The following is a 21,957-nucleotide window of genomic DNA, read 5'->3' on the forward strand; positions in this document are numbered from 1 at the left end:
GAAGCGGCCAGCCGAGATTACCGGTTTGCTGCTGTGGTTTCAGCTTCCAGGCTGCGGTTCAGGGCCAGGACGTTGACCACCGGCGGGCCGAACAGCGGCCGTTCGGTGTTCGTCTCGATCAGGCTGCGCACCTGCCCTTCCGGCAGTTGCCGGGCGGCGGCGACGCGTTTGGCCTGCCAATAGGCGGCCTCCGGCGGCAGGTGCGGGTCCAGGCCGCTGCCAGAGGTGGTCAGCAGGGCCAGCGGCACATCGCCCGACCCTTGCGCCTTGAGGCGCGCGCTATCCGCTGCGATGCGGCTGGCCAGTGCCGGGTTACCCGGCGACAGGTTGCTGGCGCTGCTGGACACGGTGGCGAAGGCGCCGGCCGACGGGCGTGGCTGGAACCACTGTGCGCCGTCGAAGCCTTGGGCAATCAGTTGTGAGCCACGTACCCGGCCCTGGGCATCACGCACCAGGCTGCCGTCGGCCTGTTCGGCGAACGCCAGTTGTGCCACGCCGGTCACGGCCAGCGGATAGGCCACGCCGGTGGCCAGGGTCATCAACACCAGCATGCTCAGGGCGGGACGAAGGATTGCGTTCATGGGTGATCCTCTTGATTCGATTGATTCGCGCTGATAGGGAGCGGTGTGCGCCATGCGCGGCTGCAGCCGCTCGTGCCCGGTTCGCCGGGCTGAACCCTTGCCCTACACCAGCTTCAGGGCGACCAGCAGCAGGTCGATCAGCTTGATGCCAATGAACGGCACCACCAGCCCGCCCAGGCCGTAGATCAGCAGGTTGCGGCGCAGCAGGTGCGCGGCACTCGCGGCCTGCACCCGCACCCCACGCAGGGCCAGGGGGATCAGCACGACGATGATCAGCGCGTTGAACACGATGGCCGAGACAATGGCGCTCTGCGGGCTGGCCAGGTGCATCACGTTGAGCACCGCCAGTTGCGGGTAGATGGCGGCGAACAGCGCCGGCAGCACGGCGAAGTATTTGGCCACGTCGTTGGCGATGGAAAAGGTGGTCAGCGCGCCACGGGTCACCAGCAGTTCCTTGCCGACCTGCACCACATCCAGCAACTTGGTCGGGTCGCTGTCCAGGTCGACCATGTTGGCGGCCTCGCGAGCGGCCTGGGTGCCGTCGTTCATGGCCACGCCCACGTCAGCCTGGGCCAGCGCCGGGGCATCGTTGGCACCGTCGCCGCACATCGCCACCAGGCGTCCCTGAGCCTGCTCGTAGCGGATGCGTTCGAGTTTCTTCTCCGGCGTGGCTTCGGCGATCACGTCATCCACCCCGGCCTCGGCGGCGATGGCCGCGGCGGTCAGCGGGTTGTCGCCGGTGACCATCACGGTGCGGATGCCCAGCTTGCGCAGCTCTTCGAAGCGCTCGCGAATGCCCGGCTTGACCACGTCCTTGAGGTGAATGGCGCCCAACAGGCGGCCTTCGCCACACAGCAGCAGCGGCGTGCCGCCCGACTTGGCGATGCGCTCGACCTCGCGGGCCAGGGGCACGGGCAGGTCTTCGCGGGTCTGGCCGAGGAACATCAGCAGCGAGTCCACCGCGCCCTTGCGATACACCTTGCCCTGGTAGTCGACACCCGACAGGCGCGTCTCGGCGCTGAACGGCACGCCGACGATCTCGTGCGCGGCCGGCTCCTGCAGCGGGTGCAGGTTGCGCAGGTAGTCGACGATCGACTTGCCTTCGGCGGTGTCGTCGCTCAGCGAGGCCAGCAGGCCGGCCTGGGCCAGTTGCTGGGCGGTCACGCCCGGTGCCGCGTACAGGCCGGCACAACGACGGTTGCCGAAGGTGATGGTGCCGGTCTTGTCGAGCAGCAGCACGTGCACGTCACCGGCCGCCTCCACCGCCCGCCCGGAGCGGGCGATGACGTTGAGGCGCACCAGGCGGTCCATGCCGGCGATGCCGATGGCCGACAGCAGGCCGCCGATGGTGGTGGGAATCAAGGTGACCAGCAGCGCCACCAGAAACACCAGCGGCAGGCTGCCGCCGGCGAAATGCGCGAACGGCTGCAGGGTCATGACCACCAGCAGGAAAATCAGGGTCAGGCCGATCAGCAGGATGTCCAGGGCAATCTCGTTGGGCGTTTTCTGGCGCTTGGCGCCTTCGACCAGGGCGATCATGCGGTCCAGGGTCGACTCGCCAGGGTTGGCGCCGATGCGGATCAGCAGCCAGTCGGAAACCAGCCGGGTATTGCCGGTGACCGCCGAGCGGTCGCCGCCGGACTCGCGGATCACCGGTGCCGATTCACCGGTGATCGCCGCCTCGTTGACCGCCGCGATGCCCTCGATGACCTCGCCGTCGCCGGGGATCATCTCGCCGGCCTCGACGCGCACCACGTCGCCCTTGCGCAGGCTCTGCGCATCGACCATGCGGAACTGGCCCTGCTCGTCGCACAGACGCGCCTTGAGCCCTTCGCTGCCGGCCTTGAGGCTGTCGGCCCGCGCCTTGCCCCGCCCCTCGGCCAGGGCTTCGGCGAAGTTGGCGAACAGCACGGTGAACCACAGCCACAGGGCGATCTGCAGCGCCACGCTGGTCGGCACACCCGCCTCGGGCAGCAGACACAGCACTGTGGTAAGGATGGCGGTCAGCTCTACCACCAGCATCACCGGCGAGCGCACCAGCTGGCGCGGATCGAGCTTGACGAAGGCCTGCACCAGCGCCGGGCGCCACAGTGCTGCCAGGCCGGTGGCGGCCGGTTCGGCAGGCGCACGCGCCTGCTGGGTTTTATCGGCGAGCATGTTCATGTCAGTGCTACCTGATTCGGATTCGATGAGTGAACGGTCTTGGCTGCGCATACATCGCCTCTAAGGCATCAGGGTCAGTTGATCGGCGATGGGACCCAGCGCCAGGGTCGGCAGGAAGGTCAGCCCGCCCACCAGCAGGATGGTCACGGTCAGCAGCACCACGAACAGCGGGCCATGGGTCGGGAAGCTGTCGCTGCCCTGCGGCGCGGTGTTCTTGGCCGCCAGGCTGCCGGCCAGGGCCAGCACCGGCAGGATGTAGCCGAAACGCCCGAGGAACATCGCCAGCGACAGCATCAGGTTGTGGAACGCTGTGTTGGCGGAAAAGCCACCGAATGCCGAGCCGTTGTTCGCGGTGGCCGAGGTGTAGGCGTACAACAGCTGGCTGAAGCCATGTGCGCCCGGATTGCTCACCGCACCTGCCGGGCCGGGCAGGCTGGCGGCGATGGCACCCAGCACCAGCACGCCCAGGGGCATCACCAGCAAGGTGGCGACCAGCAGCTTGACCTCGTGGGCCTGGAGCTTCTTGCCCAGGTATTCCGGGGTGCGGCCGATCATCAGCCCGGCCAGGAACACGGCGATCAGCACGTTGAGCAGCATGCCGTTGAGGCCCACGCCGACTCCGCCGAAGATCACCTCGCCGACCATCATGTTGGCCAGGGCCACCAGACCGGTGAGCGGGTTGAGGCTGTCATGCATGCCGTTCACCGAGCCATTGGAGGCCGCCGTGGTTGCCACTGCCCACAACGTGGTGCCGGTGACGCCAAAGCGCGCCTCCTTGCCTTCCAGCGGTGCGGCCTGCTCGACGCCCGCCATGGCCAGGGTCGGGTTGGGCTGGTATTCGGCCCACAGCGCCACGGCACCGCCGATCAGCAGCAGCACCAGCATGCAGGCGAGAATCGCGCGGCTCTGGCGCATGTCCTTCACGTAATGACCGAAGGTGAACACCAGCGCGGCCGGGATCAGCAGGATCGACACCAGCTCCAGCAGGTTGCTCAGCGCCGTGGGGTTCTCGAACGGGTGCGCCGAGTTGACGCCGAAGAAGCCACCGCCGTTGGTGCCCAGTTGCTTGATGGCGATCTGGCTGGCCGCCGGCCCCATCGGCAGGCTCTGGTCGGCGCCTTGCAGGGTCAGGGCATCGACGTAGTGGGCGAAGTTCTGCGGCACACCCTGCCACACCAGCAGCAGCGCCAGCAGCAGGCTGATCGGCAGCAGGCCATAGAGGGTGGCACGGGTCAGGTCGGCCCAGAAGTTGCCCAGGTCACGGGTTGAGCGCCGCGCGATACCCCGGCACAGCACCGCCAGCACGGCAATGCCGGTAGAGGCACTGACGAAGTTCTGCACGGTCAGGCCGAGCATCTGGCTCAGGTAGCTCAACGAAGCTTCACCGCTGTAGGCCTGCCAGTTGGTGTTGGTGACGAAGCTCATCGCGGTGTTGAACGCCAGGGTCCACTCCAGGCCCGGCAGCTGCTGCGGATTGAGCGGCAGCTCGCCCTGCAGCATCAGCAGGGCGAACAGCAGCACGAAGCCCGCCAGGTTGAAGGCCGCCAGGGCCAGCGCGTAGGTCTTCCAATCCTGACCGGCAGCCGGGTCGACCCCGGACAGTCGATAGCAGCCCTTTTCCACCGGTCCGAGCAGCGGCGTCAGCCAGGTGCGCTGGCCCTCCATGACCCGGAACCAGAAGCGCCCCAGCAGCGGCGCGCTGCCCAGCAGCAACAGCAGAAAGGCGCCGATCAGCAGATAGTCATAGCTGTGCATGGCCGTTCCCTCACTGGCGGTCGGCGCGCAGCAGCGCGACGAGCAGGTAGACGATCAGCCCGATGCCGAGCAACAGTGAAACCCCATCCAGAACGCTCATTGAATTCCCCTTGTACGGCGACGGCCGTGTAGGGAAATTGTCCGCAAAGGGGGCGTAAAGGAACGAGATCGAAGGCCGCCTGGCGGCATAAAGAATGCGTAAAGATGCAGGCGGGCCGGGCGTTAGGCGCAGTACTGGTCAGTTAGGCCGGGTAAGCGGCTTCAGCCGCGAAGCGACCGCCTGTTCACGACAGATGCAATGAATTTCCCGACGCCTTGGCGAGCAAGCGCCAACAACCGTCTGCCGGGCCGCCCGGTGCCGAAGTGTCATTTCTGTCAGGTTCGCCGCCGCCGTATCAGCGCTATGCTGGCCGGCAAGTTTCCATGGATGAGGAACTTGTCATGAACCACCATAACGCAACTGCCTGCGACACCCCCTGCCCGGTCAGGCTGACCCACAAGGAACTGGAAACCCTGCACTGGGTGGCGATGGGCAAGACCGCCTGGGAAATCTCGCGCATTCTTGGCCGCAGCGAAGCCGTGATCAACTTCCACCAGAGCAACATCCGCCGCAAGTTCGGCGTATGCACCATGCGCCTGGCGCTGGTGCGCGCCATCGAGCAGGGGATCATTCGTCTGGATTGACGCCACACTGCCTGCCACGCGCTGGCAGGCAGTGTCGTCAGCGGCGAATGCCGCGGGATTGGCGATGCTGTGCCAGCGCGGCAAGCTGCGCTTCATAGCTGTCGTCGCGGTGCTTGCGAATCGCTGTTGCGCGAGCATTGATCGCCGCCCGCGCATGCCGCGTGATACCGGCTCGGCCCAGGTTTTCCTGGGTGTAGAGCAGCGCCGCTTGCGCGCTTTGCAACAGCTCCACACTGGCGTTATGAGCACTGCGCGCACCTTCAAGTAGCGGCCGATGCACGTCCAGCTCTTGAGCAAAGCGGCCAGGGTTGGCCTGGTACTTCTTCATCGCCTGCTCAGCACCGAGCAAGCGGCGTCCAAGCTCGGCCGCACGACTTTCACGCTCGGCCACGATCAGTTCGAGCGCGCCCTGATCGTCTCCCGTCAACGACCACAGACGACTGCGCTGTCTGCCAGGCCCAAGCGCCTCGAGCATCGGTGGCCTGTCGGAGGCGCTGCCTGGTGAAGTGCGCATCCGCTTGAAGCCCAGCGCCGTAAGCCAGCCATGGCCCGAGGGGTCAGTCCGGTTGAGCGGATCGCCCTGGCAATAGGCATAGGCGTTCAACCCGCCCTCGGCAAGCGGGCTCTGGTTGTCCGGGCTGTGAAAACGCATCAGCACCGGGTTGTAGGCACGATAGCCATTGCCCAGAAGCTGCCAGGCAAGGCTCGCTTCATGAAACCCTCCGGCAAATCCTGGCACGCTGCGCTGGCAGGGTGGATGGGGCCAGCCATAAAGGGTGTAGGCGAACAGCGACGGCTGGGTGAAACGCGCATGCATGCTCGAGTGGGCTGTCATGGAAATCTTGCTCCTGCCGGCCGTCCCTGTGCGACACGAATCTGCTCGGCAAGCTGCGAAATCTGCGCCCGTGAGTGTCGGGTGATGCCGGGGTTGCCGACATTGACCAAGGCAAAAGAGTAGGCCTGTTGAATATCGGTGTGGGTCAACTTGGCAGGAGTCAGCGACGGCGCGGGCACTGAGTTGGGCACAGCCCCAACACCGCTGCTGGCGATCAACGCTTTCGGGGTGTCGGGCAGTTTTCGCTGCACCGCCAATTGCTGATCGAAGAGCTGCTTGAGGGTCCTGAGGTCGTTGATGTCCTGTCCGGTGATATCCCTGAAACGACTGGCAGCAGGCTTGTCGCCTTTCGATTTTCGCGGACTGACCTTCCTCAGCAGCTTAGGCACCTTCCCGGCCTTGCTGGACGCGGTAGTGAAATGCCGCAGCAAGGGATCGAACAACGAACCGTGCCCGCTGGGATCGGTCCTGTTCAGCGGATCCCCACGACAGTAGGCATACGCATTTAACCCGCCCTGAGCAAACGGGCTCTGGTTGTCCGGGCTGTGAAAGCGCATCAAGGCCGGGTTGTAGGCGCGATAACCGTGGCCGAGCAGTTGCCAGGCAAGGCCGGGTTCGTGCAGCCAGCCGTTGAACCCAAGCCCGCCTTTGGCTCGGCACAACCAAGGGTGACCTGCGCCAGCGATTGAATCGGCTCTACAAGTGCGTAGTTTCATATCGTTCTCCAGATGCTCTGACATCCTGTGTACTTGTCAGACCTATCTTGAGCGTCTTGTCCCGGCATCACTTAATCGAACCTTCCATGCTGATTCCGACGTCCAAAAAGCCGGTCGACGCCGCTACCAGCCGACTGCCCAAATCGCCGTCTGAAATCGGCTGTCATTTTGGCTCTGATCTCGTTTGCCTCATGCTCCAATATTCTTCGCGCTTCTTTGGTGATACCGGGCTTACCTACATGCTTAAAGGCGTAGTCGTAGGCGGCTGCTATCGGTAGATGCTGATCGCTTATCTGCTGGTAATCGAACTCGGCCACTTTCTGAATATCGCCGTGTTGTCGTTTCATTTCGCGTAAGAGCGTCGGATCACTCTTATATTTCGGGGGTAGATAATGGGGGTTTTGCTTGAATCTCTGCATCGCCAGGAACTCGCCCTGGGTGCTTTTGTTGATCAACTCAAGATTCCTGACATCGACCACCTTCAATTTTTCGAGATTGCTAATGGATCTGCCTGGTTTATGCACTTTGAGCCGCGACGGCACTGTTTCCGCCACAGGTGAAGCGGTGGTCACCCGCCCACCGCGAAACCAGCTGAAAAACCCGTGCCCACTCGGATCCTCCACATTCACCGGGTCCCCCTCGCAATAGGCATAGGCATTCAACCCGCCCTCGTCGAACGGGCTCAGGCTGTCCGGTGCATGAAAGCGCAACAGCGCCGGGTTGTAGGCCCGGTAGCCGTTGCCCAGCAGTTGCCAACCAATGGCGGGCTCGGCGTACTGACCGTTGAACGCCGGACCGCCATCAGGCTTTGGGGAGTCACCCTCTTGCCCATGGGGCAGGTAGGCCCTCGATTCATCGCCCGTGGCGCGAAGCTCATGCAGCACGCTGTTGTGCTGGTCAGTGCCCAGCAGGGTCTGCCCGACCTCGGCCAGCAACAGGTCGCCGCCGCGCAGGTAGCGGCTGCTGCCCTGGGCGCCCTGGCGGGTCGCCAGCTGGTCGCCCTGATAGAAGCGCTGCTCGTCGTCCTGCCCGCCCACCCGGTCCAGCGGGTCATAGTGATAACTACCGCCCGCGCCAGGGCCGCTGACCGTCAGCAGGCGGTTGAGCGCGTCGTAGGTCAGGGTGCGACCCGCCTCGTCGCGCAGCAGGTTGCCGTTGTCGTCGTAATCCAGATGGATGACCGTCGGGTAATCGGCGTGGTTGTTCTCGATACGGGTCAATTGCGCCGGGTCCGGACCATCGTGGAAATACCGCGCGCGGTTGGTACCGGCGTCGGAATAGGTCATCACGGTGGTGATGTTGTCCAGTGCATCGTAGATGTACACCTGGCGCTGCACCCGCTTGCCGTAGGGATCGACCGGCGGCTGGCTGCCACTGCACTCATAGTTGCTCAGGCGCCCACGCGCATCATAGGCATAGGTCTCATCACGCAGCAGCTCGGTGCCCTCTTTCAGGGTTCGCCGGGTCAGCTCGTCGTCCTCGTTCCAATGCTGCTCCAGGGTCTGGAGCGTGCCGTTGAGGTCGAAGGTGCGCAAGGTTTCGCGGTCGAAGTCGTCATAGGCCAGCTCGGTGCCCAGTTGCTGGCCACTCTGGTCATCCCGGGTCACGACCGACTGCACGCGTCCCAGCGCGTCGTACTCCAGGTGCGCATGGGTGCTGCCCAGGTCGGTGTCCGTCAAACGGCCCTGGTCATCGTAGGCGCAGGTCTGCTCCTGGCCGAGTACGTCGGTGTAGCCCAGCAGGCGGCCCAGGCGGCTGTAGCGGTAGTGCATCTGGTACTCGGTGCCGTCGCCGGAACGCCGGGTCTCGCGCTTGAGCTGCTGGGTGCTGAAGTATTCCCGGGCGAGGAACTCGCCCTGCTCCTGACAATCGAGCAGCAAGGCGTTCTTCACGTCGTAACCGTACTCCGCCTGCACACTGCCGGGCAGTCGGCGACGTACCGGCTCGGTGCCCAGTTGCGGCTGGTATTCGTACTCCACCAACTCGCCGCTGGCGGTGGTCATGTCCTTGGGCTGGAACAAGCCCGGCTCGTAGGTGAACACCTGGCGACGCCCGCCGGTGATGGCTTCCCTGCGCCGGTCGAGGCCGTCGAACACCTGCTCGCCCAGCAGCTTGTCAGCGCCGTTGTGCTCGACACTGATGCGCACCGGCAGATCCTCCGCGCTGTGCGCGGCATAGCCACGATGCACCATCGCATCGTCGGCCAGGGTGGTTTCGGTCTCACGGTCGAAAGCGTCGTAGCGGTAAGCGGTGACACGCTCGCCCTGGTCCACGGTCTGGCGTTCTGCAATCTTGCGGCCCAGCCCGTCGTAGTCGTACGACAGCAGGCTTAGCGACTGTCCACTGCGGTCGAAGCGCTCGACCCGCGTCGGCTGCTCGAACAGGCTCAGCCAGGTCTCGGTGACGCCGGTGCGCAGGCCGGAGCCCCCCGCCTCTTCACGCCAGCTGCGACGAATCGGCCCGGCACTGGCCGGGGTGCCGATGGGGTCGGTCTCTTCGATGCTGCGCACCCCGTCGGGGCCGGTCACGCAGCGCTGCTCACCCCAGTCGTCATAGTCGTACTGGCTGCTCAGGGCCAACTGCCGGCTTTCCAGCCAGTCGAGCTCGGTTTCTTCGCGCAGTTGCCCCCAGGCGTCGTAGCGGGCCGCATAGATCGGCCGCTGTTGGTCCTGCCGGCCGAGGGTGTCGGCGTCTGCCCGGGTTTCGCGCACCACCCGGTTGAGGCCATCGAAGAACGAGACGGTCTGCACGTCCTTGACATCCACCTGGCTCTGCCAAGCCTGTTCGCCAGGGTTCGCACACAGCTGGTAGTTGTAGGTGCGCGACGCTTCCCAAGGCGTGCCTGGCGCTACGGTTTCCTCCACCACCCGGCGCAGGGCGTCGTAGTGGTAGCGGATTTCCACGTCGTTGTCATCGCGATTGAGCAAGGGCTCGCCGGTGAACAGCGAATGCTCCAGGGTGATGACTTTCTGCTCGCCATCGAAGCCGCTCAGGGTCTGCACCGTGCGCAGGATGCTCTGGCCGAACAGTGGGCTGCTTTCCCGGCTGTACAGCGAATCGGTCACGGTGTCATGGCCATTGATCGACAGCGTCTGGCGCTGGGTACGACCATGCAGGAAGGCATCGCCTGGCGTGTCCAGGTACTCGAAGGAGGTTTGCTGCAGGGTCTGTTCCTGCTCACCCAGTACTTGCACCAGGGTTTCGCTGTGGGTGGCCAGCCAATCGGGCTGACCACTACCGTCCAGGGCAGGCAGGCCCAAGTAGCGGTAGCGCGTGCGCAGCAGCGGTGCGTCGCCTTCGGCAGGGGCTGGGGTCACGGTCTTGTCCTTCAGCCAGCGCACGAAGCCTTCCGGGTCTGGCGGGCAGTCGTCGCCTTCACCCGCAGCGGAATACCAGGTACTTGCCTCGGTGACACCCGTGGCCTGCACTTCGCGAGTCAGGTTGCCGTGGTCGTCATAAGCCGTGGTCACCTTCTCGCTGCGAAAGCGCGTGGCGTCATCGGTCAGGCCCCAGCTGGTGGTGGTCTCGCTGGGCAGCTGACACTGCCGGGGCTGCTGCTCGAACGGCACACCGTCATGGTCGTGATAAAGGGTCTTGACGCTCTTGCGCGCCTTGCCCTGGGTGGTGATCTCCTCGGTGACCAGGTGAAAGCGGTTGAAGGTGCGCTGGATGCTGCGCACCGGCTGCTCATCGACATGCAGGGTCTCGGTGCACTGATACTCATAGGTGCCGCCATGCCGGTACAGATTGTCCAGGCCATCCTCTGCCCAGCCGATGTTCAGGCCGCCCCCCAGGAAGTTGTGCACCCCAGGCCCGTAGCTGTAATGCACGTCCACCGAAGCCTGGTCGAAACCGGGTTCGACCCGATGCCGGGTCACCCGAGGCAGCGGCGTGCGCCCGGCATTGGCCGGCAGTTGGTGCCCGCCGTCCTGATAGAACAGCTGCTCCTGGGCACCGGTAGGGGTTTCGACGCTGCTCAGGCACAGATGCTCGTTGACCCGCTGGTAACCGAAGCGCCAGCTGGCCTGCTCCTCAGTGGGCAGGGTAATGCGGATGACATGGTGGTCGCTGCCCACCAGGCTCATGATGAAAGAGGCCAGGGGCTCGCCCGCCTCACCCGCCCCCGGATTCATCAGGATCCGCACTTCACTGCTGGTCCGCTCGACGCTCAGCAGCACCTGCCCGGCCTGGTCGGTGACGCTGTTCAGCAGCGGGTAGGTGCCGTTGAAGGTCGTGTAGTCGAGATTCAGGACGTGGCCTTCCGGTGCCTGCACTTGTACCGGTACCGCCACCAGATGCGAAGCGCTGCCGCGGACTTCCAGCCACTCGGTGAGGCCGGATTTGTGGGCGATGCGATAACGATCCTGGGCAACCTGATAGAAGTGAAAGCTGTCGATCTTCTGCTCGCGCATCAGCAGCCGACCGGCGTCACCGCTCTCAGTAACCTTGAACGACTCGCCACTGGCCAGCGACACCACCTGGTTGCCGGGCATGTACTGCGACAGGCGCAGGCTCCAGCCCAGGCCGAAACCGCTGTCGGTGCCGTTGAGCGGGTTATAGCCCAAGCTCAGCGGCAGGCTGGGGCCGCGCAGGTCGTTGGCTTGCAGGGCGGGCAACTCGATGGCCAGGGTGTACTGACCGGTGCGCGGGTCCACCCCGCCCTTGACGAAGCTCATGAAGTTGAAGGCATTGGAATGCACGGAAGTGGAAACGGTCATGTCGATGTTCCTGTGGCAAAGAGGCCCGTGAACGGCAACAGGTCTGTAGCGGATGATGGGGGTGCAAGGTTGATGCTGTTCGGTCTGGCTGACTTCTCGCCCGCAGAAACGGCTTCAGCCGCGAAGCGACCGCATGTTCACAACAGATGCAGCGAATTTACTGGCGCTTTCGCGGCTGAAGCCGCTCCCACCGAGTCACATGACGGCTGGCCGAATAGTGTTGGCTTCGAGGCCAACACCGTCCGGTGTGCGCCGCTCAACTGCGCGGCACGCCCAGGCTGTCCACGTATCGGTCGAATTCCACGTGGTTCAAACGATTGCGGTGCCCCAGGTTGGCGGGCGCATCGAAGCTGATCCTGCGCTTGTGCACGTTGCCCTGCCGGTCACGCAGCACCACCATCAAGGGCCTGGAGAGCTTGTCGCGTACCGGGCTAAGCGGCACGCTTTGCTCGCTGGAACTGGCAGGCACGTAGGCGACCCGGTCGGAACGGTGCAAGGTGATCACCAGAGAGCCCGGCTGGAAGAAGCTCCGGTCGACGTCGATCGGGAAGTTGCGCTCGTCATTCGACTCTTCCGAACCCTTCACGAGTTTTTCCAGGTCATCGTCGAACTGCACATGAGCACTGTCGTCCGCCGCACTTTGTGGGTCGTCGAAGATGTAGCCGGTCCAGCTGAACATCTCTTCCCACAAGGCTTCGCTCTCCCAGGCCACCATCGACCGGTTGATCTCATCCTCCGGATTCTCCGCGCCGAACTCCAGCGTCTCGAAACGCACCGTGCTCATGCTGGGCGGGCTGTAGCTCAGGGTCCAGTAATCCACCGTGCGCAGGTGGTAGTCGAAATCGTCCTCTTCGGGGGCTCCGGGGCCGGCGCTGCCACCATCCACCCTTTTTCGCTCGAACTTGTAGTAATCCGGGTGGAACGCGGGAGTCGATTGCGACGTGATGGTAACCGCGCCATGCAGCTCGTCATTTTCGTTAGAGCGCCAGAAGCTCTGGTCGCTGGAGCGCTGTAACTGGGCATAGAAACTCACCGAGGCATTTCCGCCCAATCGGCTATGCAAATAGCGCGAAACGGTCCTGACCGCTGGGTTTGGCGCGCGGCCCCCGTCACTCAGCGCCTGGCCCAGGGTGGCCATATCGAAACGGTTTCTCTGATAGTGAGTTCGCCAGGACAGCTCATCGCTCTCCGGCATCCCCCCCAGGAGCGGGTTGATGCTATCCACCTCCTGATCGGTACGGTTTTCCACCAGTTGAATGGAGTTCAACTCCAGTGCGCTGAGCGGTATCGGTCGGCCATCGACCAGGGCGGTTTCGACCAGGATCTCGATTTCCAGTTGCTGGTAGCCGTTGGCGTACAGATTTCCACGCATGCCGTCGTCGGCCCCGCCCAGGACCCGCACCGAGAATTGATTGAGGGATTTCCAGCTTTCCTCCTGCTCCAGCTCATTGAGTTCAAGCACGCTGTAACCGCTGGCGAGCACGATGCCGTTGCTGACGATCTCGCAACACACCACGCTGCTACCGGTCACTGCGTCGACCGGAGCACTGTACAACCCCGCAGCGCTGACAGTGCCGCTGCCAGCAATCAGGCTCCAGCGTCGTGGCACATCAGGCAGTATCTGCGTGTCGGCAATGAGCTGCACAGCGGTCGAATGCCTGATACCTACTGCCAGCGGCGGATCGACGCCCAGCAGTTGCTGACCACTGGCCAACAACAACGCGGCCGGTCGCCCCTCTTCGCCCTGAGCCCAAACCTGCTGGGCCGTCAGACATTTGCGTTGCGGGCGTTGCGCGGGAGAAAACAACGCGTGGCGGCCATCGATGACCGCCAAATCGCCCTGGGTCGCCCCCTGCAGCGACCAATCCAGCGGCCCGGCGTCCAGCGCACCTGCCGCCAGCAGGATCGCCGGAGGCTCATCTGCCAAGGCTGAAAGCCCCACCCGCGGCGAAACCTGCATGCTGTCGAAGACCACCAGTAGCAAGGCCGAGGCGCTGTAGTTCACTCCATCCTGCTCGTATTCGGCTGTCACCACGACATGCAGCAACTCATACCCGATGGCATCCCGAGCTACCGCCTCGTAGAGGCCGCCGTAGATGCTTCCATGCCCGGCACTTGCATGACTTTCCAGGCTCACGGCCTGCCAGGCACTGGCGGTTACGGCCTCACCGCGCCCGTTGAGCAGTGTGAAGCGCTGGTTTGCTCCGGCCTTGATCGTAGCGAACCTCGGCTCGAGGGTGTAAAGGGTCTGCCGAGGGCTGATGTTACCGAACAGCGCCAGGTCCGCCGGGGTATGGCGATCCCGTTCTTCGAAGACATTGGCCCCTGGAAACAGCAGGTTGCCCAGTAAGTCCAGCGGATGATCGGCCAGATAATCACGCATGGACTCGGCCAGCACCACGGTTGCCGAGTAGCGGTCGCTGCCGTCGCTCTCCTGATCATCGGGAATCAGGTATGGAAACGTCTCATCCGGTGGAAAAGCCCCATCCGTGTCGTTGGCACGCAGGCGGATGAACACTACGACCGCTCCGTCACCGTAATTGAGCGCGCTCCTGATCCTCGCTCCCGGCGCCGCCTGCGTCAGAATACGAAAACCGGCCGGCGCCAGAACCCCATACGCCTTCAGCCCCAGCCTGCCTAGCTGGAAGACGCTGCGCTGCACCGGCAAGTCATGGAACTTCTGCCGGAAGATCGCGGCCAGGCCGGCATTGGTCGCCGAGTCATTGCCGGCCAGGTTGCAGCTGAAATCCATTGCCTTGGACAGATCCAGCGTCACCATCCCCTGGCGGTCGACTTCTCCCAGGACCACCGACAGGTCGACGACCATCTCTATCCAGAAACCCTGGTCTTCGGTGATAGACAGACTGGTCACCAGCCCCGGCGGCCCACTGTAGTCACGGCGCATGGCCGTATAGCGGCCAGAAACGATGTTCATGCGTACGCGGGCCCGTGAGTTGCTCAGCGACGCGTTGTCGAAGGACACCTGCGGGGGGCCAAGCTGCATGTCGCTCAGTTGTGCCTCCACGGACGGTGCTGCGACGATGGTTCCCCTGCCATTCACCATGGGCATCAGCCCCAGGTGACGGAAGTTTTCGATGTACTGCTGTTCGAGCAGGCGGTTGATCCGGCGGCGACTGAAGACGGTGATCGCTCCCCAGCCCTGGGTGACGCTGCCTTCGCCCATGCGTTGCAGAAGGCTTTCCAGTGAGTTGGACATTTGCTCCTCTCCTGATGGAAGGTGGAAACGACGTGGCAGCTCGCCCGTCATCCGGCCAGCGCGGCCATGACCGTGGGGAACTGGCTCAACGGCAGCGGCAGGATGCTGTATCCCTCCAGCCGCAGCCCGCTGGCGCTGACCGCAGCGGCGACCACCACGAACGATTCCTGGCTCAACGGGTCGGCCAGATACAGCCCGTCGGCATCGATGCTGCCAGGACCGCCTTGGGGCAAACTCCACTCGGCGGCTACCACATTGCCGCTGATGCTGGCCTGCAGGCGCACGCTCTGCGCCCGCTGCTGAGGCTCCAGCACAGGACGGATCGCCACGGGAGAAACCCGATGCAGCGCCAGTACCGTGGCGACCCGACGCTGTCCGGTCTGTCGTTCGGCAACCTCGATGCGATCAATCACGTACACCTTGGCGGCGCTCAAGGGGCCGGCCTGATAGGTACAGCGAGCACCGTCGGGTTGCAGCGTGCCGCTTTCACCCTCGACCGGTTCGAGGATCGACCAGTCAAAGGGACCTTCTCCCAGTGCGTGGCAGATCAGCTCGACCTGCTCGCTGTAATTGCACACTTGCAACAAAGGGTCGACCGCCAGCCCTTGGCGCAGGATAGTGAGTGGGGCGAAGTCCGTTTCGCCAGACGCTGGATCGCTGGCAATGACCAGTACACGGCCTAACGGACCATTCAAGGCATGGGCCGGCGGCGCCTGATAGAGCCCCTGGGCGTCGACGCTTCCCGGCGCTCCGGGGTAGCCTGGCAGCCCCTGCACCGTCCAGTTCAACTCACCGCGTGGCGGCTGCACAGACAATTGCTGGCTACTGCCGGCGACCATCAGGTTCTGTGAAGCGACCACCCGAAAGCGTGCATCCGCACTGGCCAGGCTGCCGAATACAGCCAAGTCCGCTGGGAGCACGCTGAGCCCGACCTGCAACGTCTGATCGTCGCCAAGCCGCGAGGCTCGAAGGACATCCTGGCAGCTGGTGGCCGTCAACGTTATGGCCAACTGCTCCAGGAGGGCACGCTTGTAGACGAAGGCAACGAACCCCTCGATCTGGGCTCGCTCATCGTCGGGCAAGGCTGGCAGACCTTGCACGTGGGTGGCCTGCGGCGTCAGCTCGTAAGGCACGAACAACTGTCCTTCTACCCCGTCTGGCGAAGATGGCTCAGCATTCAGATAGAAGTTGTATTGCAGGTTCACTTCGAACTGCGCCGTGTGCTCCATCCACTGCGGCCCCTGATGTGGGCGATAGCGAAACGTCATCGTGCAGGGGAAGCGCCACACCTTGGCGGCAGCATCCGGTTCGAACACCAGTGTCAATGGCTGTTGCTCGCTGACGACCTCGACACTGAATGCTGCGTATTCGAACTCCAGGCCTGGACCGCGATACCGGCCGGGCGGAATTTGCAGGACACCCTGCCTGGCGACCATGCGCTCCAGTGCCCCCCTAGCGTCCGGCAAGTAGTCGAACTGCGGGTTTTCGAGAGTTTTCAGCAAGGCATTACCCAGTGCCGCACGGTGCTGCAGGTGGCTGGAAAACAAGGCCGTCCAGGTGAAGTCCTGCTCTGGATCATCAGGAATCAGGTAGCGAAAGTCGGCCCCCTCACCGGGGTAACCGCCCGGCTGGCCGTGTTGCATGTTGACGAAGGCCAGTACTGCGCCCTGCGCACCATCGGCGGCCCCGGTACTGGCATTGACCTGGCTGCGCACCACGATCCGCTCGCCGTGGGTCAGCGGATTGTCAGTCTCGCCCAAGGTGCCGATCTGCCAACGCCTGCGTTCATCGTCCAGCCCCTGCCACCAGGCTTGCAGGTAGTGGCCCGCTTCGCGCTGTTCAGCAGCCGAAGACCAGATATCCAGAACCCCGTTCTCTGCGCGCCCCACGTCCAGCGCGATGGCGCACTGTTCGGTATCCGGCTGAACATCCAGAGACAGGCCGGGCGCATTCAGCGGGTCGAAGGTGCCCAAGCGAACCACCTGCGCCAACCCTGCGGTATGGCCGACCCGCAAGACCGTGCCCATCAGCAGGGGCACGCGCAATTGCAAGTCGGCACTTTGCAGGGACGGACGCTGGAATGTCAGACGTGGTGCCGCGAACGTCAGGCCGTTGAGATGCAGCGTCAGGTTGCTGTCCGGCAGGGAGAGCATCACGTCAGGCACTCGCCATTCCAGGCCCTGGCTGCTGCGCAGCCCATGGGTTCTGGTCAGCGCGTCGTTGATAGACTGGCCGGAAAGCGCGATGAGCGCGTCCCAGCCATAAAGTCGCGAACCACCGCGCATCCATTGCAGCAAGCTGTGTAGCGAGTTATCGCTCATGGGATAGCCTCCTTGGCATTTGTGCGGTCGTCTGCGACGGGCTGCTTGCCTGCTTCGACCGAAGACAGACTGGCCATACGTGCGTTCTTTGACAGGTCATGGCGAGCTGTCCGGCCCCTCGCCGAGCAGGGCCATTTCGCTCGGGTAGCTGGCCAGCGGCAGCGGCAAAATGATGAAGTTTTCGAAACTCAGTCCCGACGCCTCGATCCGCGCGAAAACCAGCGCGAACCCCGGCGAGGCGTCCTCGTCGGCGCTGTACCACCCCTGATCGTCTATCTGCCCCGGCCCTGCCAGGGGCAGCCGCCACTGCACGGTGTCCAGCACCTGGCCATTGAGCAGCGCCTGCAACTGCACACGCCCATGCTCCAACGTACTCTGGGCCGCAACCCTGACCAGCAAGGGCGACGTATTGAACTGGGCCAACACATGGATGGAGCGTGTCTGACCGCTGGCGACGTGGCGCACCTGAACCTCGTCGAGCACAAAGGTTTTTCCAGGCACCGGGCCGACAGCACGCCGATAGGCATGATCACCGTCAGGCTGCGTGCTGGCTTCCAGCTGGCCGCTTTCACCCGCGACCGGGTTCAGGATCTGCCACTCCAGCTGCCCATTGTCCAGATGAGCGGCCTGCAGCTCCACCGGGTCGCTGGAGTCGCAGACCACGATCAGTGGGTCGACGCTGATGGCATGGGTCATCACCGTGATCAGCGCCGAGCTGCGTTCACCACTGGCGTGGGTGGCAGTGACACGCACCCGTGTAGAAGCAGCTTGCAAGTGCCCTGCCGCAGGGGCCTGGTAGCGGCCGCTGGCGTCAATCTGCCCGGCCTCGTCGCCCTGCAGGGCCGTCAGGCTCCAGGTGAGCCCGGCGACCGCAGGCTCGCTCACGAAGTCCAGATGCCCCCCGGCACCGACCACGGCCTGCTGGGGACTGACCGAGAAAGCAGTGAGTACCGGGTTGACGTGCCCGACACACAGGTAATCACGAGGTGCGCTGATCGACTCGGGTACGATGGCCTGCCTGAACCCGAACTGCAGCAGATCATTGATCACCACCTCGACTAATGGCCCCGGGTCGAAGGACTCCTCGAAGGCTCGTGCCACTCTTGCCCTCAAACCTGCTTTCACAAGGGGCGGCAACAGGCTCATCGCGACTATCAGCACCAGGTTCCAGTTGACCTCTGACACCCCCCCGCCAACGGACTCCGGCGACTGACCAATATGCGCGAAGGGCGTCACGACAAGTTCGGAGCGCTCGACCATGCAGCTGCAGTTTGCCGTCGAACCCAGCTGATAACGGGCCGACAAGCTCGCGCCAGCGGTATAGACCGTGCGCATGGTTGCGTTACCGACCCTGAAGGTGACCGTGGTGGTATCTGCCGTATGCCATTCCACAGCCAGCGTCTCCTGCTGAACGCTCAGGCTCAGGGGCTGGGCCGATGCAACGGGCAATCGAAGCTCGCCCACCTCAGCGTTCACCTCCACTTCTCCCGACGTCAAGACATGCGTGGCTCCCGGAATGACCAGGTATCCAGCCGCTCCCTCCATGCAGGCCAGGCGACCGTCCAGGTAGCGGAGGTTCATCTGTAGTTCTGAAAAGCCAGCGCACAAGCCACCTAACAGTGTCGATGAAAGGATTTCCGACTGGCCTAGCAACAGGGCTGCCGAATACTGCTTCTCGGGGTCGTCAGGTATCAGGTACCGCCAGTTGCTACCGATGTTCTGTCCTTCCTCGCTTCCGCTCATTCGTAAAAAGACCAGCAAGGCACCTTCTGCACCCGCGCTACCATCACCTTGCGTTCGCAAGCGGAACGACTGCGGCTGCAACAACGGTAGGTTGCCTTGTTCGATGCGCCCCAGGACAAAGACCCGCTGCTGCTCGGGCAGCGCATTGAATTGCTGTCTGAAAAATTCCCCACCCAACAACTGATCCGCATCTTGGCGTACAAAGGTCAAGGTGAAACGATCGCTGTGTTGCAGGTCGAGCTTGACCCGGCCATCGGTATCCACTTCACCGGGCACCCGATCCAGCTCCAACTCCAGATACAGCGTCGGCCCCTGCAAGGCATTGACCTCGGCCACTCGCGAGGTTTGCCAGACGTTGGCTGTCTTCAGCATGCTGACCTGCATACCACTGATCACGGGCATCGCCAGGCGCGCCAGGGAGCTCTGCAACTGCGCGTTCTCGAATGACAGGCGCGGCGCATCCAGGACGAAGTCGTGGATAAGCTCCTTGTACTCCTTGCGACTCAGGGTAATCTCGCCGCTGATGGGCGGCAGACTGCTGTTGGAATCGAAACGCTCGATATAGTCCTGAGCAAGAATCTGGTTGGCCTTGTCCCGCGACATGGCCACGATGGCGCCCCAACCACGCATCACGTCCGAAGCCGGATCACGCATCCACTGCAGCAGTTGCTCCAATGAGTTACCGCTCATGGCAAAACCTCCCTGGCTTGCCCAGACCGCCACGCCGCTGGCATCAGCATGTTCGCCGGCACCTCGACGCGTCGCTGTAGAGATCTCAGTCGACATCCTCGCCGCTTATTCGCCGCGCCGGTGCCTTGCGCAGCCTTTGCACTTCATCGGGGTAGCGCGTCAACGGCAAAGGCAAAATGATGTGCCCCTCCAGGACGAAACCGAATATTTCTACCTTGGCAAAGATCAGGGCAAAGCGAACGGAAGCGTCGTTTTCGGGCGTGAACAGTCCCTCGGGGGAGATACTTCCGGCCCCGGGCGGCACCACCTGCCACATCACGTTTTCGGCCACTTGTCCCTGGGCCGTGGCCTGCAGCTGCACCGCCGCGCCAGGCGCCGGACCATCCTCCACGATGCTGACCAGCAACCCCGGCAGCCCCAGCCGGGCCAGTACATAGATGATCCGGTTTACACCCGTCAGGCTGTTGCGAACCTCAACCTCATCGAGCACGTAGGTCTGGCCAGGCTGCGCCTTGTCCGCAGCCCAATAGGCATGATCACCGTCTGGTCGCTCGCTGGGCTGCAGCCGACCACTCTGCGGGCCGGGATTCCTGATCGACCACTGCAACGGAGCGATACCCCATTGACCGGCATTCAACTCCACGTGCCCACCGGCCTCACAAACCACGATCAGCGGGTTGACCGTCAGTCTGTTGGCCAGGACGGTGACCAGCGCAACGCTGTGGTAACCGCTAGCAACCTCGGTCGCCTGCACCCGCACGCGCAGGAAACGGCCTTCGAAAGCAATGGCCGGCGGAGCCCGATAGAGTCCATTGGCATCGATGGTGCCAGGGGACGCCGTGTCGCCTTCCAGGCTCTGTACGCTCCACTGCAACTTGTCTACCGCAGGCTGCACAGAGAACTGTTGGGTCGTACCCGCCAGCACCAGGGGTTGCAGAGGACTGATGCCAAACTGCGAACGTTTCGGGTTGATACGACCAAATGCCACGACGTCATTGGGTAACTGGAACTGATCGACCTCTATGGCATGGCCAAAATTAAGCTTGATGCTTTCGTCGATGAACGGTGTGATGGAATTGGAAACCTGTAATGACCGCTCTAATTCGGCTTGGATCTGCTCTTCAATATCGAGCCATGTCAGGCGGGCTATCTCGGCGGTGATCCAGAGCAACTTGATCGCCCAGGCCGGGTCGTCCCAGAACTCGAATGCACCTGGATGCTCGGCAGACGGGCTCTCGAGATCGGTTACCTGCGAAGTCACGTCCAGTTTCCAGTCCACGGGAGCGCACTTGATATCCCCTGCTTCGCCTTTCAGGTCATAGCGTGCCGACAGACTCACGCTGTAGTCGGTACGTTGATAGAGTGGTCGCTCTTCGTTCGACCCCACTACGTAGATGAACGTGGACACGTACTTGTACCCTGAGGTGGCCCAGGTCACCGAAGGTCGGCCGTCTTGCACGGACAATGTCAGGGGTGAGCTGCCGTCGGCAGGCAATTCCAGATCGGTTGCAGCCCCATCAACCTTGATCCAGAAATCATCGAACTGAATCGGCTGCAGGGAAATCTCCGTGCCTGAGAACCACATCTGCCCAGATGTCGCCACAGCGCCTGTCAGCTTCCCGTCCGTGTGAGTCAGCTCGAAGTTCGCCAACGGAACCAGACTCCTGAGACAGGCTAGCAAGTCAACGCCCAGGTCGAGCTGCTTCCAGACGTGATCCTTGGGCAACATGACAGTCGCCGAGAATGCTTCCTGCTCATCATCCGGGATCAAATAGCGATAATCGGTACCCGGCACGTCACCTTCGCTGCCACCCGCCATGCGAATCAGGATCAGGATCGCGCCATCAGCAGCTTGCGCAGGGTTCTGCTGGGTCCGCAGCTTGAACGATTGCGGCCGTAATACGGAACTGTCACCGCGCTGGATAGCGCCCAACGTAAATATCCGCTGTTCGTCGGGCAGGGTATTGAACAACTGCCGGAAGAAGTCGCCACCCAGGCTTCGGCCGTACTCGGTATCGGCATACGTCAGGCTGAAGTTGTCGCTGTCTTTCAGATCGAGCATTACCCGCCCTTCTTCATCGACGATACCTGGCACCCGGTCCAGCTTGAGGTCCAAATGCAGTTGCGGTCCCTGCAAGGGATCGATCTCGCTGACGCGGCTCACGTACCAAGCGTCCAGCACATGCTCCATGGACAATTGCGTCCCCCCCACCACCGACATCGTCAGACGCGCAGCGGAGTTCTCGACATCGGCGTTCTCGAATGACAGACGCGGTACGTCGAGCCTGAAGTCATGCAGATACTGTCGGCTGCTGGTCCGTGTTTCATCCACGACCCCGCTGATCGGCGGCAGGTAGCTGGCAGTGTCGAATCGAGCCACGTACTCCTGCTGCAGGATTCGGTTAGCCTTGTCGCGCGAAAGCGCCGCGATACAGTCCCAACCCATCATCGGATCAGCCGTTTTCATCCATTCCAGCAGGCTTTCGATCGTATTGGCGGACATGTGCGGTTCTCCTTGAGAAGGTCGTCTGGAC

The 21,957-nt window shown here is 63.3% G+C and carries 12 protein-coding genes; 1 reads left to right on the forward strand and 11 read right to left on the reverse strand.

Annotated features, from left to right (window positions below):
* Nucleotides 1-17: 17 nt before the first annotated feature.
* The 4 genes from kdpC to kdpF form a co-directional block, all read right to left on the reverse strand.
* On the reverse strand, nucleotides 18-581 hold the full coding sequence (gene kdpC, locus RRX38_RS06125; protein WP_315961929.1) for a potassium-transporting ATPase subunit KdpC: 564 nt from the start codon (nucleotides 579-581) through the stop codon (nucleotides 18-20).
* Between the two features lie 102 nt (nucleotides 582-683).
* Nucleotides 684-2,744 (reverse strand): potassium-transporting ATPase subunit KdpB, encoded by a 2,061-nt coding sequence (gene kdpB, locus RRX38_RS06130; protein ID WP_315961930.1) that lies wholly within the window; start codon nucleotides 2,742-2,744, stop codon nucleotides 684-686.
* Between the two features lie 60 nt (nucleotides 2,745-2,804).
* Entirely contained in the window at nucleotides 2,805-4,499 is a 1,695-nt protein-coding gene (kdpA, locus tag RRX38_RS06135) for a potassium-transporting ATPase subunit KdpA (RefSeq protein ID WP_315961931.1), read from the reverse strand.
* A 10-nt stretch (nucleotides 4,500-4,509) separates the two neighbouring features.
* Nucleotides 4,510-4,599, reverse strand: a complete 90-nt coding sequence (kdpF, locus tag RRX38_RS06140; protein ID WP_253110809.1) for a K(+)-transporting ATPase subunit F — start codon at nucleotides 4,597-4,599, stop codon at nucleotides 4,510-4,512.
* A 323-nt stretch (nucleotides 4,600-4,922) separates the two neighbouring features.
* Here kdpF and RRX38_RS06145 point away from each other — a divergent pair, with 323 nt between their 5' ends.
* Nucleotides 4,923-5,183 carry a helix-turn-helix domain-containing protein gene (locus tag RRX38_RS06145; protein WP_315961932.1) on the forward strand — a complete coding sequence of 87 codons (261 nt, stop codon included), beginning with the start codon at nucleotides 4,923-4,925 and terminating at the stop codon, nucleotides 5,181-5,183.
* A 37-nt stretch (nucleotides 5,184-5,220) separates the two neighbouring features.
* Here the strand turns inward: RRX38_RS06145 and RRX38_RS06150 are convergent, their stop codons facing one another.
* From RRX38_RS06150 to RRX38_RS06180, 7 genes are all read right to left on the reverse strand, one after another.
* A complete protein-coding gene (locus tag RRX38_RS06150; protein ID WP_315961933.1) occupies nucleotides 5,221-6,018 on the reverse strand; it encodes an RHS repeat-associated core domain-containing protein in 798 nt (265 codons plus the stop codon).
* The gene (locus RRX38_RS06155; RefSeq protein ID WP_315961934.1) at nucleotides 6,015-6,734 is read right to left on the reverse strand and encodes an RHS repeat-associated core domain-containing protein; all 720 of its coding nucleotides are present in this window, start codon (nucleotides 6,732-6,734) and stop codon (nucleotides 6,015-6,017) included. Before RRX38_RS06155 ends, RRX38_RS06150 begins: the two co-directional genes overlap by 4 nt.
* Before the next feature lie 71 nt (nucleotides 6,735-6,805).
* Nucleotides 6,806-11,452, reverse strand: coding sequence for an RHS repeat-associated core domain-containing protein (locus tag RRX38_RS06160; RefSeq protein ID WP_315961935.1), 4,647 nt, complete (start codon nucleotides 11,450-11,452; stop codon nucleotides 6,806-6,808).
* Between the two features lie 256 nt (nucleotides 11,453-11,708).
* Nucleotides 11,709-14,669, reverse strand: a complete 2,961-nt coding sequence (locus tag RRX38_RS06165; protein ID WP_315961936.1) for a hypothetical protein — start codon at nucleotides 14,667-14,669, stop codon at nucleotides 11,709-11,711.
* Between the two features lie 47 nt (nucleotides 14,670-14,716).
* On the reverse strand, nucleotides 14,717-16,990 hold the full coding sequence (locus RRX38_RS06170; RefSeq protein WP_315961937.1) for a hypothetical protein: 2,274 nt from the start codon (nucleotides 16,988-16,990) through the stop codon (nucleotides 14,717-14,719).
* A 96-nt stretch (nucleotides 16,991-17,086) separates the two neighbouring features.
* Entirely contained in the window at nucleotides 17,087-19,519 is a 2,433-nt protein-coding gene (locus RRX38_RS06175; RefSeq protein WP_315961938.1) for a hypothetical protein, read from the reverse strand.
* Nucleotides 19,509-21,926: a hypothetical protein gene (locus RRX38_RS06180; RefSeq protein ID WP_315961939.1), complete on the reverse strand. Its 2,418-nt coding sequence runs from the start codon at nucleotides 21,924-21,926 to the stop codon at nucleotides 19,509-19,511. The genes RRX38_RS06175 and RRX38_RS06180 overlap by 11 nt, the downstream gene beginning before the upstream one ends.
* Nucleotides 21,927-21,957 lie beyond the last annotated feature (31 nt).

Source organism: Pseudomonas sp. DTU_2021_1001937_2_SI_NGA_ILE_001 (assembly GCF_032463525.1).
In the GTDB taxonomy this organism is placed as follows: domain Bacteria; phylum Pseudomonadota; class Gammaproteobacteria; order Pseudomonadales; family Pseudomonadaceae; genus Aquipseudomonas.

Bases quoted from the DNA above. Each gene is read 5' to 3' on its own strand.
- kdpC (WP_315961929.1), bottom strand. From the start codon at position 581: ATGAACGCAATCCTTCGTCCCGCCCTGAGCATGCTGGTGTTGATGACC.
- kdpB (WP_315961930.1), bottom strand. From the start codon at position 2,744: ATGAACATGCTCGCCGATAAAACCCAGCAGGCGCGTGCGCCTGCCGAA.
- kdpA (WP_315961931.1), bottom strand. From the start codon at position 4,499: ATGCACAGCTATGACTATCTGCTGATCGGCGCCTTTCTGCTGTTGCTG.
- kdpF (WP_253110809.1), bottom strand. From the start codon at position 4,599: ATGAGCGTTCTGGATGGGGTTTCACTGTTGCTCGGCATCGGGCTGATC.
- RRX38_RS06145 (WP_315961932.1), top strand. From the start codon at position 4,923: ATGGATGAGGAACTTGTCATGAACCACCATAACGCAACTGCCTGCGAC.
- RRX38_RS06150 (WP_315961933.1), bottom strand. From the start codon at position 6,018: ATGACAGCCCACTCGAGCATGCATGCGCGTTTCACCCAGCCGTCGCTG.
- RRX38_RS06155 (WP_315961934.1), bottom strand. From the start codon at position 6,734: ATGAAACTACGCACTTGTAGAGCCGATTCAATCGCTGGCGCAGGTCAC.
- RRX38_RS06160 (WP_315961935.1), bottom strand. From the start codon at position 11,452: ATGACCGTTTCCACTTCCGTGCATTCCAATGCCTTCAACTTCATGAGC.
- RRX38_RS06165 (WP_315961936.1), bottom strand. From the start codon at position 14,669: ATGTCCAACTCACTGGAAAGCCTTCTGCAACGCATGGGCGAAGGCAGC.
- RRX38_RS06170 (WP_315961937.1), bottom strand. From the start codon at position 16,990: ATGAGCGATAACTCGCTACACAGCTTGCTGCAATGGATGCGCGGTGGT.
- RRX38_RS06175 (WP_315961938.1), bottom strand. From the start codon at position 19,519: ATGTCGACTGAGATCTCTACAGCGACGCGTCGAGGTGCCGGCGAACAT.
- RRX38_RS06180 (WP_315961939.1), bottom strand. From the start codon at position 21,926: ATGTCCGCCAATACGATCGAAAGCCTGCTGGAATGGATGAAAACGGCT.